16 protein-coding genes and 1 pseudogene are annotated in these 13789 nt (G+C 33.7%); all 17 read right to left on the bottom strand.

Going from position 1 to position 13789, the window contains the following annotated elements:
* Nucleotides 1–404 (bottom strand): IS200/IS605 family transposase (gene tnpA / locus Q5O30_RS01635; RefSeq protein WP_302674518.1); only part of this gene is annotated, 404 nt, incomplete at its 3' end.
* 49 nt (nucleotides 405–453) lie between these two features.
* Nucleotides 454–720 (bottom strand): hypothetical protein, encoded by a 267-nt coding sequence (locus Q5O30_RS01630; RefSeq protein ID WP_021952018.1) that lies wholly within the window; start codon nucleotides 718–720, stop codon nucleotides 454–456.
* Nucleotides 721–873: 153 nt separating this feature from the next.
* Nucleotides 874–1467 carry a hypothetical protein gene (locus tag Q5O30_RS01625; RefSeq protein WP_021952017.1) on the bottom strand — a complete coding sequence of 198 codons (594 nt, stop codon included), beginning with the start codon at nucleotides 1465–1467 and terminating at the stop codon, nucleotides 874–876.
* A gap of 115 nt (nucleotides 1468–1582) precedes the next feature.
* Nucleotides 1583–3133: a polysaccharide biosynthesis protein gene (locus Q5O30_RS01620; RefSeq protein WP_021952016.1), complete on the bottom strand. Its 1551-nt coding sequence runs from the start codon at nucleotides 3131–3133 to the stop codon at nucleotides 1583–1585.
* 154 nt (nucleotides 3134–3287) lie between these two features.
* On the bottom strand, nucleotides 3288–3557 hold the full coding sequence (locus Q5O30_RS01615; RefSeq protein WP_302674517.1) for a hypothetical protein: 270 nt from the start codon (nucleotides 3555–3557) through the stop codon (nucleotides 3288–3290).
* Between the two features lie 81 nt (nucleotides 3558–3638).
* A pseudogene (locus Q5O30_RS11665) lies at nucleotides 3639–3755 on the bottom strand (sugar O-acetyltransferase); the annotation flags it as partial.
* A 334-nt stretch (nucleotides 3756–4089) separates the two neighbouring features.
* Entirely contained in the window at nucleotides 4090–5457 is a 1368-nt protein-coding gene (locus Q5O30_RS01610; RefSeq protein ID WP_021952013.1) for an MATE family efflux transporter, read from the bottom strand.
* A gap of 457 nt (nucleotides 5458–5914) precedes the next feature.
* Nucleotides 5915–6145 carry an MATE family efflux transporter gene (locus tag Q5O30_RS01605; RefSeq protein WP_370553096.1) on the bottom strand — a complete coding sequence of 77 codons (231 nt, stop codon included), beginning with the start codon at nucleotides 6143–6145 and terminating at the stop codon, nucleotides 5915–5917.
* Between the two features lie 38 nt (nucleotides 6146–6183).
* Complete coding sequence (locus Q5O30_RS01600; protein ID WP_302674516.1) at nucleotides 6184–6414, bottom strand: hypothetical protein; 231 nt, start codon at nucleotides 6412–6414, stop codon at nucleotides 6184–6186.
* Nucleotides 6415–6835: 421 nt separating this feature from the next.
* The gene (locus Q5O30_RS01595) at nucleotides 6836–7522 is read right to left on the bottom strand and encodes a TMEM165/GDT1 family protein (RefSeq protein WP_021952012.1); all 687 of its coding nucleotides are present in this window, start codon (nucleotides 7520–7522) and stop codon (nucleotides 6836–6838) included.
* A gap of 16 nt (nucleotides 7523–7538) precedes the next feature.
* On the bottom strand, nucleotides 7539–8540 hold the full coding sequence (locus tag Q5O30_RS01590) for a calcium/sodium antiporter (protein ID WP_021952011.1): 1002 nt from the start codon (nucleotides 8538–8540) through the stop codon (nucleotides 7539–7541).
* Between the two features lie 367 nt (nucleotides 8541–8907).
* Nucleotides 8908–9705 (bottom strand): class I SAM-dependent methyltransferase, encoded by a 798-nt coding sequence (locus Q5O30_RS01585; protein ID WP_021952010.1) that lies wholly within the window; start codon nucleotides 9703–9705, stop codon nucleotides 8908–8910.
* Between the two features lie 310 nt (nucleotides 9706–10015).
* Nucleotides 10016–10786, bottom strand: a complete 771-nt coding sequence (locus tag Q5O30_RS01580) for a zinc ribbon domain-containing protein (RefSeq protein ID WP_021952009.1) — start codon at nucleotides 10784–10786, stop codon at nucleotides 10016–10018.
* Between the two features lie 86 nt (nucleotides 10787–10872).
* Complete coding sequence (locus Q5O30_RS01575; RefSeq protein ID WP_302674515.1) at nucleotides 10873–11151, bottom strand: hypothetical protein; 279 nt, start codon at nucleotides 11149–11151, stop codon at nucleotides 10873–10875.
* A 309-nt stretch (nucleotides 11152–11460) separates the two neighbouring features.
* Nucleotides 11461–12732 (bottom strand): hypothetical protein, encoded by a 1272-nt coding sequence (locus Q5O30_RS01570; RefSeq protein ID WP_302674514.1) that lies wholly within the window; start codon nucleotides 12730–12732, stop codon nucleotides 11461–11463.
* 54 nt (nucleotides 12733–12786) lie between these two features.
* The gene (locus Q5O30_RS01565; RefSeq protein ID WP_021952006.1) at nucleotides 12787–13128 is read right to left on the bottom strand and encodes a hypothetical protein; all 342 of its coding nucleotides are present in this window, start codon (nucleotides 13126–13128) and stop codon (nucleotides 12787–12789) included.
* Nucleotides 13129–13334: 206 nt separating this feature from the next.
* The coding region (locus tag Q5O30_RS01560) for a DUF4143 domain-containing protein (RefSeq protein ID WP_302674513.1) at nucleotides 13335–13789 on the bottom strand (455 nt) is incomplete at its 5' end.

The following is a 13789-nucleotide window of genomic DNA, read 5'->3' as shown; positions in this document are numbered from 1 at the left end:
TATCCTTGATTTTCTATATATTTTCTCAACATCTCTTCTGAAACATTTCCTACACTGCAGACAAAATATCCGTCCGTCCAAAAAGTATGTTTTTTCCAGAAATGTTTTCGTAGATAATCCGGATATCTTTTCCAAATATGATATGTTGTATAACTCTTCATCAGATTTACTATTTTACTGATAGACATTGTTGGTCCTGTTTCTATCATGTAATGAATATGATCTTTATCTGTCTCCATATATCTGATAATGACTTTATGCTTTTGACATATCTCATAAGAAAACTGCTTTATATCATCTGATATTTGTTTTGACATCAGCAATTTCTTTCTATACTTGCATACGAAAATAATATGATACTGTAACAAATATTTGTGTCTGTTTTTTGATTTCCACGTTCCCATAACGCAAGTATAGCACAAACCTCCGCTTCCGGCTACCTTAACCCACCGTCTAAAGACAGTGGGATTGCGGTAGCCCTATTTCAAAATCATCCAGACTTTTGGTTGAATAAAATCTTGTCCAACATTCACCATAGTTTGTTTTGATTCGTTTTTCATCATTTGTCTGACAAATTGCATATCTGTTATCTTTTCCATTCCAGTTGCTAACATACACATTTGCTTTTCCTTCACTATTAAGCCTAATTATTACCCCGGCTATTACAGCTATCAATACTACCAATGTGCATATTATCGTTATTTTCTTATTTACCTTCATCTTTCCTCCCTCAAATTTTTCATTTTTGCCTTTCTGTTATTTGTTTTTGTATAAAAACACTTTTATTTATTATTTGTATGATACCTTAATATGCACATATTGTCAATTTTAATATGAGAATCGAATTTACCCGGTTCATTTTCCATATACCTATCAATTAATTACAAATTGGTCAGCAATCTTGCTTTCATGGGAAGTAGAAGAATCATTACTTATAACATTTCTGTCCCATAAATAAACTTCTTTTGGTTCACTAACATCAGTTCCTTCTATGTTATAGGAATAATAGATAAACATCTTGTTCTTATGTTTTATAAATCCGCCATCTTCACCTATGGTACCGGTTCCCATATCCGGACTGACAAAAAACTCAAACCGTCCATATCCATCCTGTTCTTCACAAAAGGTTTGTTGATTTTTCGGAGATTCGTTTGTAAAAACTTTTCTCATATCTGTGTCTTTTGAAGTCAATTCAAATTTGAAATAACCCTTATGATTTTTTGTATCTATGGCAGATTCTAATAATTTTATTTTGTATCCGTCTATTGAGCTAACATTCTCTGAATATGTATGAGTTGCAAGATTTTGGGATTTTATATTAAAAAATTCGTCTAAGGTCTTTTCCCTATTAACAATATTATCATCCACCACGCCGACTACCGTGTCGTCAGTAATTATATAAAAAATAATATTTGCTGCAAAAATAACGATTAGCAATGTAAATATAATAATCAATGCTTTCTTCATGGATTTTATTCCTTTCAAACTGATAAGTATTTTCTAACTTATATGATTATAGCATTTATTCGGCTTTACATTAGTTAATCGTTACTTAATTATTTTAATTTGTTGATTAATTTAATTAACTTAGCTCTCCCTGTTTTAAAAACTTAATGGTAAATCCCCCATACACCGCAATTCCAATTACAATTTCTGCTACCAGTAAAAACAGACTTCTTATATTCGTATTGCTTACCAATACTTTAAATATTATAATAGCCATTCCCATTATGAAAGTTCCTACCAAAGGCTTTAAAAGAGTATTTTTCCAGTGGATTTGTGGCGATATTTTTTTCTTAATAAATACTGCATTTAAAATCAATATAAGCAGTGGAAAAATAATATCTCCAATAAGTAATCCGTAGGCTCTCAAATCCGTATATTTAATCATAAATACAACCAACACGATATGTACACCCAAGGATATTCCACTGTTAATTACAGGTACCTTAAAATAATTACATCCCTGAAGTATTGACGTTGAAATAGTTGAGAATGAATATAAAACTGCCGATATACTACCATACAATAACAGATTTGCAGCCAAATTATGTAAACTTCTCAGATTTGGAAAAAGCACTCTCATTATTTCATCAGAACATAATGTAAGACCTGCTGCTGCCGGCAATACTACCATGCCTGTCATTTTAATAAGTTGAGCTATATTATGATTAATTTTCAACTTATTTTTCGTGGAAAATGCCGTAGTCAGTTTAGGAATAACGGAAACACCAAATGCTGTAGCCATTCCAATTGGCAAATTTATCATTTGGGTATATTGCGTATTAAAAACACCCTGTAAATCAGTGATATACGTTTCCTTAAAACCCTTTAAGCTCATAATATCAGCGAAAAGATAATCATCCACCGTATATCCTATCTGGTAAATTGTCTGACTTAATATTATTGGAATCATAAGGGATAATAATGACGCAAATATTTCTTTTACCTCAGTATAGGATATGGACATTCTGATTTTGTTTCCGGAATTATTTTTATAATAAATTATCATTACGCAAACAAGTGCCGCCATTGCCCCTGCACATGTTCCCATGGTTCCACCCATTGCTCTCAATGCAGCTTCATTATTGCTCCCAATAATCAAAACTGTAATTTGTCCGGCAGCAATGATGCTTACTACTGCATTAATTATCTGCTCAATAATCTGTGACAGTGCAGTTGGTACCATATTCCCATATCCTTGGAAGTAACCTCTAAAGCATCCCAAAACTGAAACGATAAACGTAGTAGGTGCCAAAACCTTCAATGGCATTTCCAATCCTGTTTTGTTATACACTCCTGCCAGCCCATCCGCTCCAAAATATAATCCCATTGCAGCCAATGCTCCAACGATAACTGAAACCAGCATTGCCACCCTGAAAACTTTAATTGAATCTTCTTTACTTCCTACTGCTGCCTTTTCAGATACCAGTTTTGAAACGGAAATCGGCATACTGTAGGAAGACAGTGTTAGAACAATTCCATAGATTCCAAATGCTACAGAATATATACCATTTCCCGTATTTCCCAATATATTTGCCATAGGTATTCTGTAAACAAATCCTATTATTTTTGTAGTAAGCCCGGCAGATGCCAATATACCTGCCTGAATTGCTAATGATTTTTCTTTCATATTAAGTATTTCCTTAAAATTCGTATTTCCTGTAAAATTGCCTGTGCCAATAAATCATTTTAACACATATCGTATAATTTTAATATATTCCATTCTATATACAACAAGGAAGCATCCGTCACCAATGCTTCCCTGTTACCTCTGTCAATTTTCTCTACTTCAAATAAGCTGATTTCATGTAACCGACAGTTCCCCTGTATCTGACTTTTGCATATTTGCCTTTTACAAACATTACTTCCACCTTTTTACCATTTGGCACTTTCCTAATGGCTCTTGTCTTGGTTCGATTCCATATTCGTAATTCCTTTCCATTGCTAACTTTAACTGTCCATGATTTTCTAAAAGTATCATAATCTTTGTATTTCTTTTTTAAATACAGCGGAGTGTCTCCCCATTCTCCCAAATAAAAATGTGGAATATCCACCGGGCTGGTCCAATCACCTCTCCAGGATAATCCCACACTTTTAGTTTTCGCAATTTTTGCGACTTTTTTAATTTTATTTTTCTAAAATGCCAAATCCTTTGCCTGAATTTTATCTTCTTCACATACTCTGCGAATTACCCTGCAAGGATTTCCGGCAGCCACCACCATTGATGGAACATCTTTCGTCACAACACTTCCTTTGATTACTTCCTTACCTCATAAAAAAGCCCAAACATAATAACATTACCCATGAAATAATTGCCATAAAAATACCTATTAAGCACAAGGTAATCAAAAGCCACGGTGCTATTTTTTGTCTATTATATATACTTGATACAATAATGATTATTCCTATAATAATCATTATTACAAATAAAATCATATAACCTTCCATTGTTTTCTCATCCCTTTATCCCAATCCATAATTTATCTCCTAAATTTTATTGCTTTTTAGGAGATAAATCAATATTTAGGATATAAAATTCCTATTTATATAGTATTTCTTCTTTAAACCAGTGTATTCTTACAAATTTTAACTTAAACTTTCCACTTCCCTCTTTTCTATCCTTTTCAAAAATGCATATCCCACCAGACAGGCTATAATCTCTGTTATTGGAAACGCCCACCAAATCAGCGAAACTCCCATATGACCATTTCTTACGGCAACAGAAAAAATTCCTGCCAAAGGTAATATAATAACCATTTGTCTAAGCAGAGAAATTACAAGGGATGCTATACCGCCCTCTAATGCCTGATAAATTCCCTGATATGCTATGTTGATTCCGGCAAAAATAAAGCTAATTGAAATAATCCTCATTGCACTGATAAAATACTCCCTTGACTGTCCTGCATTAAACAATGTTGCAAACGCCCCCGGAAATATTTCCGTAATAAGGACTCCTAAAATCATCATGATTCCCGTATATATAAGGCCGTATTTTATTCCCGCCTTGATTCGCTTTTTATTTCCCATTCCATAGGCAAAAGCTATAATCGGCGTAATGGCATCTCGTAGTCCAAATGCAAGGAACAACACGAACTGCTGTACTTTATAGAACAGACCATACGCAGTCTGTGCCGAAGGACTGAACTTCAAAATCAGATTCATCACATAAACCATAATAGACATAAGTGCCTGCGCAATAATTGCCGGAAGTCCGATTGCGTATATTTCCTTTATAATTCTTCTCTCCGGTTTCATATACTTTACACCATGTTCAAACTCTTTATTTAGTTTTATATGGAAAGTAAATAACAAAGTTGCTGACGCTATCTGTCCGATTATAGTTGCATATGCAGCTCCCTCTACCCCCATTTTAGGAACAGGCCCTATACCATATATCATAATGGGATCTAAGATAATATTTACCACGGCACCTACAATCTGACCAATGGTAGAATAGAGAGAACGTCCTGTTGCCTGTAGCAGTTTTTCAAACAATGAAAAGAATATAATGCCAAAAGAAAACACGCAACATATTCTCAAATAACCTGTTCCCATGGATATAACTTCCTTATCAACTGTCTGGGATAAAATGTATGTCCTTACCCCAACTACTCCAAATAATAAACACACCACATAGATGATTACCCCTAAAAACAAACTGTTGCCTGCAACCTTTGCGGCTTTTTTGTTGTTACCCTGTCCCAAGGTTCTAGCGAGCAGTGCATTGGTTCCCACACCTGTTCCAATTCCAATTGCCACCATTAACATCTGAACCGGAAATACCAGTGTAAGTGCATTTAATGCTGCTTCACTTCCCTCTTTCATATTTCCAACAAAGGCACTATCCACAATATTATAGACTGCCTGCAATGCCATAGACAAAATCATTGGTATTCCCATTTCAACCATAAGCTTATTTACCGGCATTTCTTTCATTTTATTACCTGTAGCCATCTTAATTTAACCCTCCTTTTTCCATAAAAAAAGTGTGTGCCTTTTTCATAAGCTGGACTTACGCTGATAGGCTACACACTTTTTAATTACACTATATATATTTTAAAACAAAAAAAGAGTAGCAAAAACTGGATTTACGCTAGTCTGCTACTCGTTCAATACGATATTATATTTCTGATTTTAAAAAAAGTCAAACAAATTTCTAAGAGGCACTTGCTTTCTATTACCATTTTTTGTGTATTTGCTATTTGTCTTTTATATTCTAAATTTCTTGTTTCTCTCATAACAACCCTTCTTTGTCTTGTCATATTATATTCTTTTAAAAGCAAAAATCAAACGTATTTTTTTACGTTTGATTTTCGTTTGCTTTTTAGACATATTTTTTGTTTTTCGTTTGTTTTACGTTTGGATTCCAGGTGCATTTTTTTCATAAATACAATAATTCCCACAGCTAATCCTACACCATTCCCGTAAACATGGACTTTCTTGCTCTGTGGTGCTTTCCGGCACCTACATTTTGAGATACAAATGATGCCATGGACTGCATAAGGGCACTTGGAACCAACATTGCAAAATTAACTATCTTGCAAACCACCCCATATCCTGACGAAGCCTCCAATCCCAGTTTATTCACAAAGGCGCACAGTGCCAAAAATGACATCTGGGTTAAAAATTCCTGAAGTGCCAATGGCAATCTTACTTTAATAAATCTTCTGCATTGCCTATTTAATCTGAAATCATGCCTGCTATGGCAAGAAAATCCTGTGCGTTTTGTTTTTGGGGATGTGTATTCGTAGGTATTCTGTTGGCAGCATCAATTCCACCACCAACCATGCCTTTTAAGGAAGTCTTTTCAAGACAGTCTACCCAGCCTTGCAGACCATTGTAGGCTTTTTCAAATGCACTTTTATCATTCTCACTATAATCTTTTAAGAAGAAATCTGGTCTTGAGATCAAAGATATAAAGCAATTTTTTTTATATGGGTATCTGATGGCAGCTCCAGCTATGAAAAAAGGAAAGAAATATTTGAAGCCAGAAAATCAGCTGTTGAAACTGAAATCCAGGAACTTCAAAAGACTCTCTCCTTCTTAAAATTCAAGTGCCGGTATTACGAAACTGCACAGAAAGATGGTAACGAAGATACTATAAATGCCCTGTTGCCTGATAAACTTCCTGAAAACATTCAAAAACTATATAACAAAGGATATGAATGATTTTTGTTATCTTCATCAAACTGGATTTTACTTTGTAACTATAACCTTCCCTTCATCCTTAAGTCCACTTCCGTTTCTAAATATAACTTCAAATCTTTCTTTGCCATGTTTACTCTTCTTTTCTCAAGTGTTAAATTCCGATTTGTATATCACGTATATTTCCTTACCTGTTTTTCTTCTCTCTTCTTGCGAAAAGACAGGCACATAAAACAACGAAAGCAATTGTTATAGCTATAAGTATTGGTAGCACAGGTATAGGGAAGACGCTTGCTCCTATCAGCTTAAGTCCCTGATAAAGTGTGTATACACCAAATACAGAAAATATTACAAATGCCAGTGTATTAAGCAATCCATCCGGAGTTTTACTCTTTAATAAATAGCCTACTAACATTCCAAGAATATCCGCCGCAAAAAGCCCCAGAGAGCATCCAATCCATACAATAAATGCTACACTCATACCTTCATTAGCACCAAATGTTATGGCTGTAAGCTGTGTCTTATCTCCAAGCTCAGCTACAAAGAATGTGAAAAAAACTGCCAGTGGTGCAAACTTAATCTTTGATTTGCCCCCCTCTTCCTCTTCATCGTCATCATCCCCTGTGACAGTTGATGTGGCAAAATAAAGAAATGCCAGTGCCGCAATGGTTTTAATCAACCAGTTAGGAATAAATTCACTGACAAGTCCACCTGCAAGAACAGCAAGTCCGTTAAGTACAAGAATTGCTGTGGCAGTTCCTAATATAATATCTCTTAATTTATATTTAGAAGTAAGTGCAATAAGCATAAGCTGTGTCTTATCTCCCATTTCCGCTATGAATTCAGTAAAAAATACCTTTACAAATAACAACATTTGTCTGATATCTCCTTTATCTTATTATGATGTAAACCATATACGCTGCATAAAATGCAACCATACTTAATCCTTCGATTCTTCCGATTTTATTTCCAGTTCCCGCAAATATCCATACTAATACCGTAAATATCATAAGTACGCACAAATCAATAACATTTTCAGTAATTATACTGATTGGGCTGATTGCTGATGCTATACCAAGTACCATAAGTATATTGAATATATTTGAACCAATTGCATTACCCAGTGCCATATCCACTTCATTCTTTCCGGCTGCAACTATTGAAGTTACAAGTTCAGGAAGTGATGTTCCTATTGAGACAATTGTGAGTCCAATAAGTGTCTGGCTCATACCAAGCTCCCCTGCTATTCTTGAAGCGGCATCTACAGTCATATCTCCACCGATTGCAATTGCCATTACTCCACCAACTATGAATAATATACTCATAGGAACTGAAACCAGCTTAATTTCTTCATCACAATCGCCTTCAATCTCGACTTTTCTGCCTTCTTTACTTGCCTTTAATGCAATTTTAATCATGTAGAAAAAATAAACTCCAAAGAATCCAAGTAATATCACACCATCAAAGTGTCCCAGTGTCATACCGGATTTGTCACCAAATGCAACAATGCCTAAAATCATTAAAAGTCCGGCACACACAAGGGAAAATGGGATATCTCTCTTTATTGTTTCTTTTGCAACATTTACTGCAGCAATCATTGCACACACACCAATAACAACCATCAGGTTGAATATATTAGATCCGACTACATTACTTACTGCAAGTTCATTGTTGCCTATAAGTGAAGCCGATACACTGACTGCTGTTTCCGGAAGGGATGTTCCCATAGCAACAATTGTAAGTCCGATAATTATAGACGGAACATGCAATCTCTTTGCTACACTTGAACTTCCTTCCACGAAAAAATCTGCTCCTTTAATAAGTAAGACAAAACCTATTACAAGAAACACAAGTACAAGGGCGAATGGGGCGTTGTTAATAATTTTCTCCATATTTTTTCTCCTTTTTTTCCACAACAGTGTCGTCTGTAAAAGCACCTGATATTACAAGTATACCCGGCAGATATTAAGTAAAAAAGACTCATGTATATCAACTACCAGCTGGTGTGTAATACATAAGCTGTTAATTGATATACATGAGTCTCATTATTTAAGATTTGCCAGATTATACTCTTTACTATAATCAGAATGTTGACAAACCACACTTTCGCGCTAACTACTCCCTCATGGAATATTAATTTACTGATAAATAATATCAAATGTATTAAGGGGTGTCAACAACTAAAAATAATCTCTACTTCCTATAGTTTTTGTTCATTTATTTCCCCTAAAAACTTTCGCACTCTAAAAGATTTATTCTTTATTCCTTTTCCATAACCACAATTTTATTAGACATGCTTTGAACTATAGGTATTTTTCCAATTACATTATAGATTGGCATAATTTTTTTCATTCCTTCTACCAGACTTACGTCCTTCTTCCATCTAAATTGTGGAATTATTTTCTCCAGTTCTCTGCCATTTTTAACTCCCCATTTAAACTTGGCATTGCTGCCTTCAATAGACTTTTCCTTTATATGTTTTACAAAAAACGGTGACATTGTTTCAATCATTACCGTAGCTGTTTTAAAGGATTTTTCGATGATGGAAAATATCTGTTTAATATCATTTTCACACAAGTACATAGATAATCCTTCCACTATTACAAGGACATTTTCACCATTATATGTAATGCTGTCTGTGTAAGAAATATCCATTGCAGACTTTGCAATCTGATAAATTGGCCCTTTTTCTTCAAGAAAACGGCTTCTTATCTCTATTGTCTCCGGCAGATCTAAATTGTACCATAAACTATATTTGTCCTTCATTCGATAACATCTTGTATCTAAACCGCATCCTATATTTATAACTATTGTATCCGGATGTTGATTCAAATACTGCTCGACTATGTTATCAAGCACAATTGTTCTGGCAATTACTCCACTACTCATAGTCTTGTCATTATCTGCTTTTGAAAAGTCATAATCTATTTTTTCAACAATTCGTACGGCTATATCGTCAATGATTTTTGCATCATCTTTCTTTGTTTCCTTAGCTCTTGCATACAAGGTCTGAATCATTGTTTCCGGTACGCCGGTTACCTCTACTTTTTCTTTCATAATTATATGCTCCTTAGATTTTTCTCACAACACAATGCATACGCATCCCTTTACGGATTTCAAATTTTTCAACTATCCTCCACAATTTATAAGCTAAAAAATAGCATTTTAGGTTAGTCTGGTCTAACTAAAATTATAATACTCTCTTCATGTAAATTTTTCAACCTAAATGTAGAGTGCCGGTTTCACCTTATAATAATCTTCGGAAAAATTTGTAGAAGTGTTAAGTACAAAACAAGATCTTACAGCTTATAATTGCCATAAGACCTTTCACATTAATTATTAATATTCTCTATTGTTTCTCATCTGCTTATCTTTTTTTATACATAACCAGTTCCGGATTTTCACCGTTTTCATCATATGTGCATATCATAATAAAGTCTATGTTTGCAAGAACTCCAAAACATCTTTTCCCATCATTTTCTGATTTCAACTGGTTACCTAAATAAGTTTTATTGTCATCTAAAAACTTTACTTGTTTACCATTAGGCAAAGTATATTCCAAATTCACATATTTCCCAACAAGTGCATTTAATCTTTCCACCTTAGGTAGTCCCTCTATATGAAAATCATTTATTTCCTTTATTAGCTGCTGCTTAAATTCTTCAAACTGTCCATTATCGCTAAGTTCATCATATCTTTTCCAGTAACCCAGTTTCGGAAACATATCCTTCATATATGCCCTTGCCTGTTCTTCAGAAAACACTTCATTAGCCATATGCTTAACACATACATCTATTAATTCGTCCATATCATTATATGTATATGTTCCATCAGCATAACACCATTTACAATACTCCTCATTTATCGTGCCATCCTTATTTCGACCTAATATCGAATCATCTTCAATTGGCATCCCACAACATTGACAAACAAGTTTCCGTGGTTCTCCTAAAAGTGTACTAATTGAAACATCAAATTCCTTAGACAAAAGTTTTAACGTTTCTGTATTAGGTACTGTTTCACCCCTCTCCCACTTTGAAACACTCTGTGATGTAATTCCAAGATATCCGGCAACATCTTCTTGCGTTAAATTTTTTAATATTCTATACTTTTTTAAGTTTTCTGATAAAAATAGCATATTTCTCCTCCTATAGAATGTTATTAAAAAATCATATCATTTAAATATTATTATTCAATAACGCAGTAGTTGTGTACTATTCAACTTTAATTCATTTTCATTTTTCCCAGTTCACACTCTACTATTTTCTGAATTTCTAAGAAATCAGCACCATACATTTTTTCGTATTCCTCAGTTCTATAATATTTATGTTTTACATCTAAAAAATCATCCAAAATATTTAATTGCCCTTTTAAAGGATATTTCTCAATAACTTCACAATATGTCTTTCCATCTAGTATTTCATAAAATATTTCCTTTGTAACTCCATATACCTTAAATATACTCCCTCCATTATTTCTAAAATCATGTAAAAAATTATACAATGATAATAATTGACTATTTCCGGTCCCACCTACGCAACTCCAATTAATCCATACCAAAACAAAATTCTAATTTTTTTCTTCATACATTCCTCCATTAAAAATTTCAACTTTGTTATATCTAGCCATATAAAATCACCTTCAAACTATATTTTTTTGAATTATAGCTTGAAGGTGATTATTTTTAAAATTTAATAGTGACTGTGATATCGGATGGAAAGGTGACCACATTGAAATCTGCCATATCGACAACTATGAAACTCTTAATGAAAATAAATTTGTTATTTAATTTCATTTTGCGGTTAAATAGTATTATTTTTTTGTCTTTATCTTTATCGTCTTGGACCAAATTCCACCAATTTTCTTATATCCTTTTAGAGTGGATACGTCAGTTGTAATACTATATCTTATGTAGTAAGTTGTGTTAGGCTTTAGCTTTTTAATTGCCCTAAGTCCACCGCCCTTTTTATCCCATACAGTTTTAGCATTCTTAAATGATTTATTTTTTGAATATTGAACAATATCAACAGGTATCAGCATTTTTTCAAAGGATATCTGTTTTTTCTTTATATTAAGACGCTTCTTTTTCATCTTTGGTGGTCTGTTGTCCAACGAAAGAACTATCTGTGTAGCTTCTGTTGCTCCTGTTTTATAATTTGCTGCAATATTAACCAGAATAATATTTCTGTTATTTTTAAAATAAGATCTGTTTACAGTAATTGATGTTTTCTTATAATCGGTCTTTTTAAAGAAAGCTTTCGAGTTTTTCCCTATACCGGTATATGTAATGTTGTAGCCTGTACATCCAGGAGACTTAGACCATGACAATACATATTGATTATTTTTTACATTGCTTACAAAAAGATTTTTTACTTTAGTTTTCTTTTCAACCAGCTCTACATCTGTCAAATATTTGGTTCTAACATAAGCTCTTTCACTGTTAAACCATACCGTGGTCCAATTTGAATCACTTTCCTTTGGCAATGTTTCTATCTCTGCATTTGCCTGAAGAAACCCTACAACATTGTCATTATTCGACTCATCCTTTGACTTTCTAACACCAATTTCCTTTAATGTTTTCAAGTTATAAACTTTTTTCATTACCGCGTCATTTGGCACTTTTGTTCCATTTTTGTAAAGGTTTATGTACTTACTTTTTACATAATAGTAACCATATCCGTTCATTAGATAGTTGGTACTGTTGTTCCCCTGGAATATAACTTTGTAATACAAATCATCTGTATCCGGTGTATTAGAATAAAGTCTTCTTGTGGTAACTATATATATTTTTTGGTTTATTCCTACTCTGTATACATCACCACTGTCTGCTGTTCCCGGTATTGGACTAATACCAATAAATCCACATGTTACTTTTCCCTCAGCAACATATGTAATATTTGTGCCTTCCGGTATACGGTTATATTCTTTGTCAAGATCAATCCAGACATTGTTTCTGGATGTTCTATAAAATCCTGGTGGATGTGAAGCTTGTAATAAATACTGGGCACACATAACCGGTGCTCCTGTAAAACTTTTATATCCGTTACTCCAAAAAGTAACAGTATACTTATCATATGCTACCACCTGTAAATTGGCTGTTTCGCTTTCCAGATACGCACCGTTAATCCATGTGAAATTTTAATATCCTATAACACTTGAATACAGCACCTTTAAATTTTCAATATTGTCCTGTGGCAGATACTTAGGATCTACTGTTTTACCCTGAATCTTTGTTCCTGCAGGTACTACATCCATGGCAATATGATTTTTCCAATGTGCCACATTGTCAGGACCAACCAGATATGCCCTACCTATTACTTTTATATTTGGACATGCCTGATTAATAAATTCAGTATGATATCTTGACACATCTCCCAGTGCATAGACAGACTCTCTCATACATCTCATTCCAATAAGAAAAACTGCAAAAAACATAAAGCCACCAATCATCATCTTAAAATGCCTTTGGATTTTGCTCATACACATCTCCTTTCTCTACTTTAGTTTTGTGTTCCGTTCACTAATGTCTTACATCTCTTAATGCATAAACATTGTCTATTTGTTTAATAACTATTATATCACTTTTATGCTACTTTTTCATTAATATTTTCTGCATCAGGAATCTGCTCATCTGTGGGAGTGATACCGAGTTCCTTCATGTTGATTGGCATTCCACCCATTTCATACTAAAACTCCAAACTATCCGCATTAAGCAGAAAATACTTCATTCCAATGATTACAAAGCCCTCCTCATTTCTCCATGGCTTTTTCGTTCCATTTACTATCACAATCTTTTTAAATGAATCCGGAATATTTCTGAATGAATTAAATTCCTGTGTCTGCTTTTCCTCAGAAGTCATATCATAAGCCACCTGAATATAATATCTCTGACTACCTTGATTAACTACAAAATCAACTTCAAATTGCTTTCGAGTCGTTTTCCCTTCATTATTTTTTGCATATACCTCTACAATACCAACATCCACATTATAGCCTCTGATAAGCAGTTCATTATAAACAATATTTTCCATTATATGAGTAGGTTCCTGCTGTCTAAAATTTAATCTGGCATTTCTGAGTCCCACATCTGAAAAATAATATTTCCGATTTGCTCCCACATATTTTCTGCCTTTAATATCAT

The sequence above is a fragment of the Eubacterium sp. CAG:161 genome, from assembly GCF_000432355.1.
Classification (GTDB): Bacteria; Bacillota; Clostridia; order Lachnospirales; family Lachnospiraceae; genus Eubacterium_G; species Eubacterium_G segne.
This window is presented reverse-complemented; position numbering and strand designations above follow the sequence as displayed.

Excerpts from the sequence above, each read along its gene's own strand:
- Q5O30_RS01595 (WP_021952012.1), bottom strand. The coding sequence starts at position 7,522 with ATGTTGTTATTTGTAAAGGTATTTTTTACTGAATTCATAGCGGAAATG.
- Q5O30_RS01580 (WP_021952009.1), bottom strand. The coding sequence starts at position 10,786 with ATGCTATTTTTATCAGAAAACTTAAAAAAGTATAGAATATTAAAAAAT.
- Q5O30_RS01625 (WP_021952017.1), bottom strand. The coding sequence starts at position 1,467 with ATGAAGAAAGCATTGATTATTATATTTACATTGCTAATCGTTATTTTT.
- Q5O30_RS01630 (WP_021952018.1), bottom strand. The coding sequence starts at position 720 with ATGAAGGTAAATAAGAAAATAACGATAATATGCACATTGGTAGTATTG.
- Q5O30_RS01585 (WP_021952010.1), bottom strand. The coding sequence starts at position 9,705 with ATGAAAGAAAAAGTAGAGGTAACCGGCGTACCGGAAACAATGATTCAG.
- Q5O30_RS01610 (WP_021952013.1), bottom strand. The coding sequence starts at position 5,457 with ATGGCTACAGGTAATAAAATGAAAGAAATGCCGGTAAATAAGCTTATG.
- Q5O30_RS01590 (WP_021952011.1), bottom strand. The coding sequence starts at position 8,540 with ATGGAGAAAATTATTAACAACGCCCCATTCGCCCTTGTACTTGTGTTT.
- Q5O30_RS01620 (WP_021952016.1), bottom strand. The coding sequence starts at position 3,133 with ATGAAAGAAAAATCATTAGCAATTCAGGCAGGTATATTGGCATCTGCC.
- Q5O30_RS01565 (WP_021952006.1), bottom strand. The coding sequence starts at position 13,128 with ATGAGCAAAATCCAAAGGCATTTTAAGATGATGATTGGTGGCTTTATG.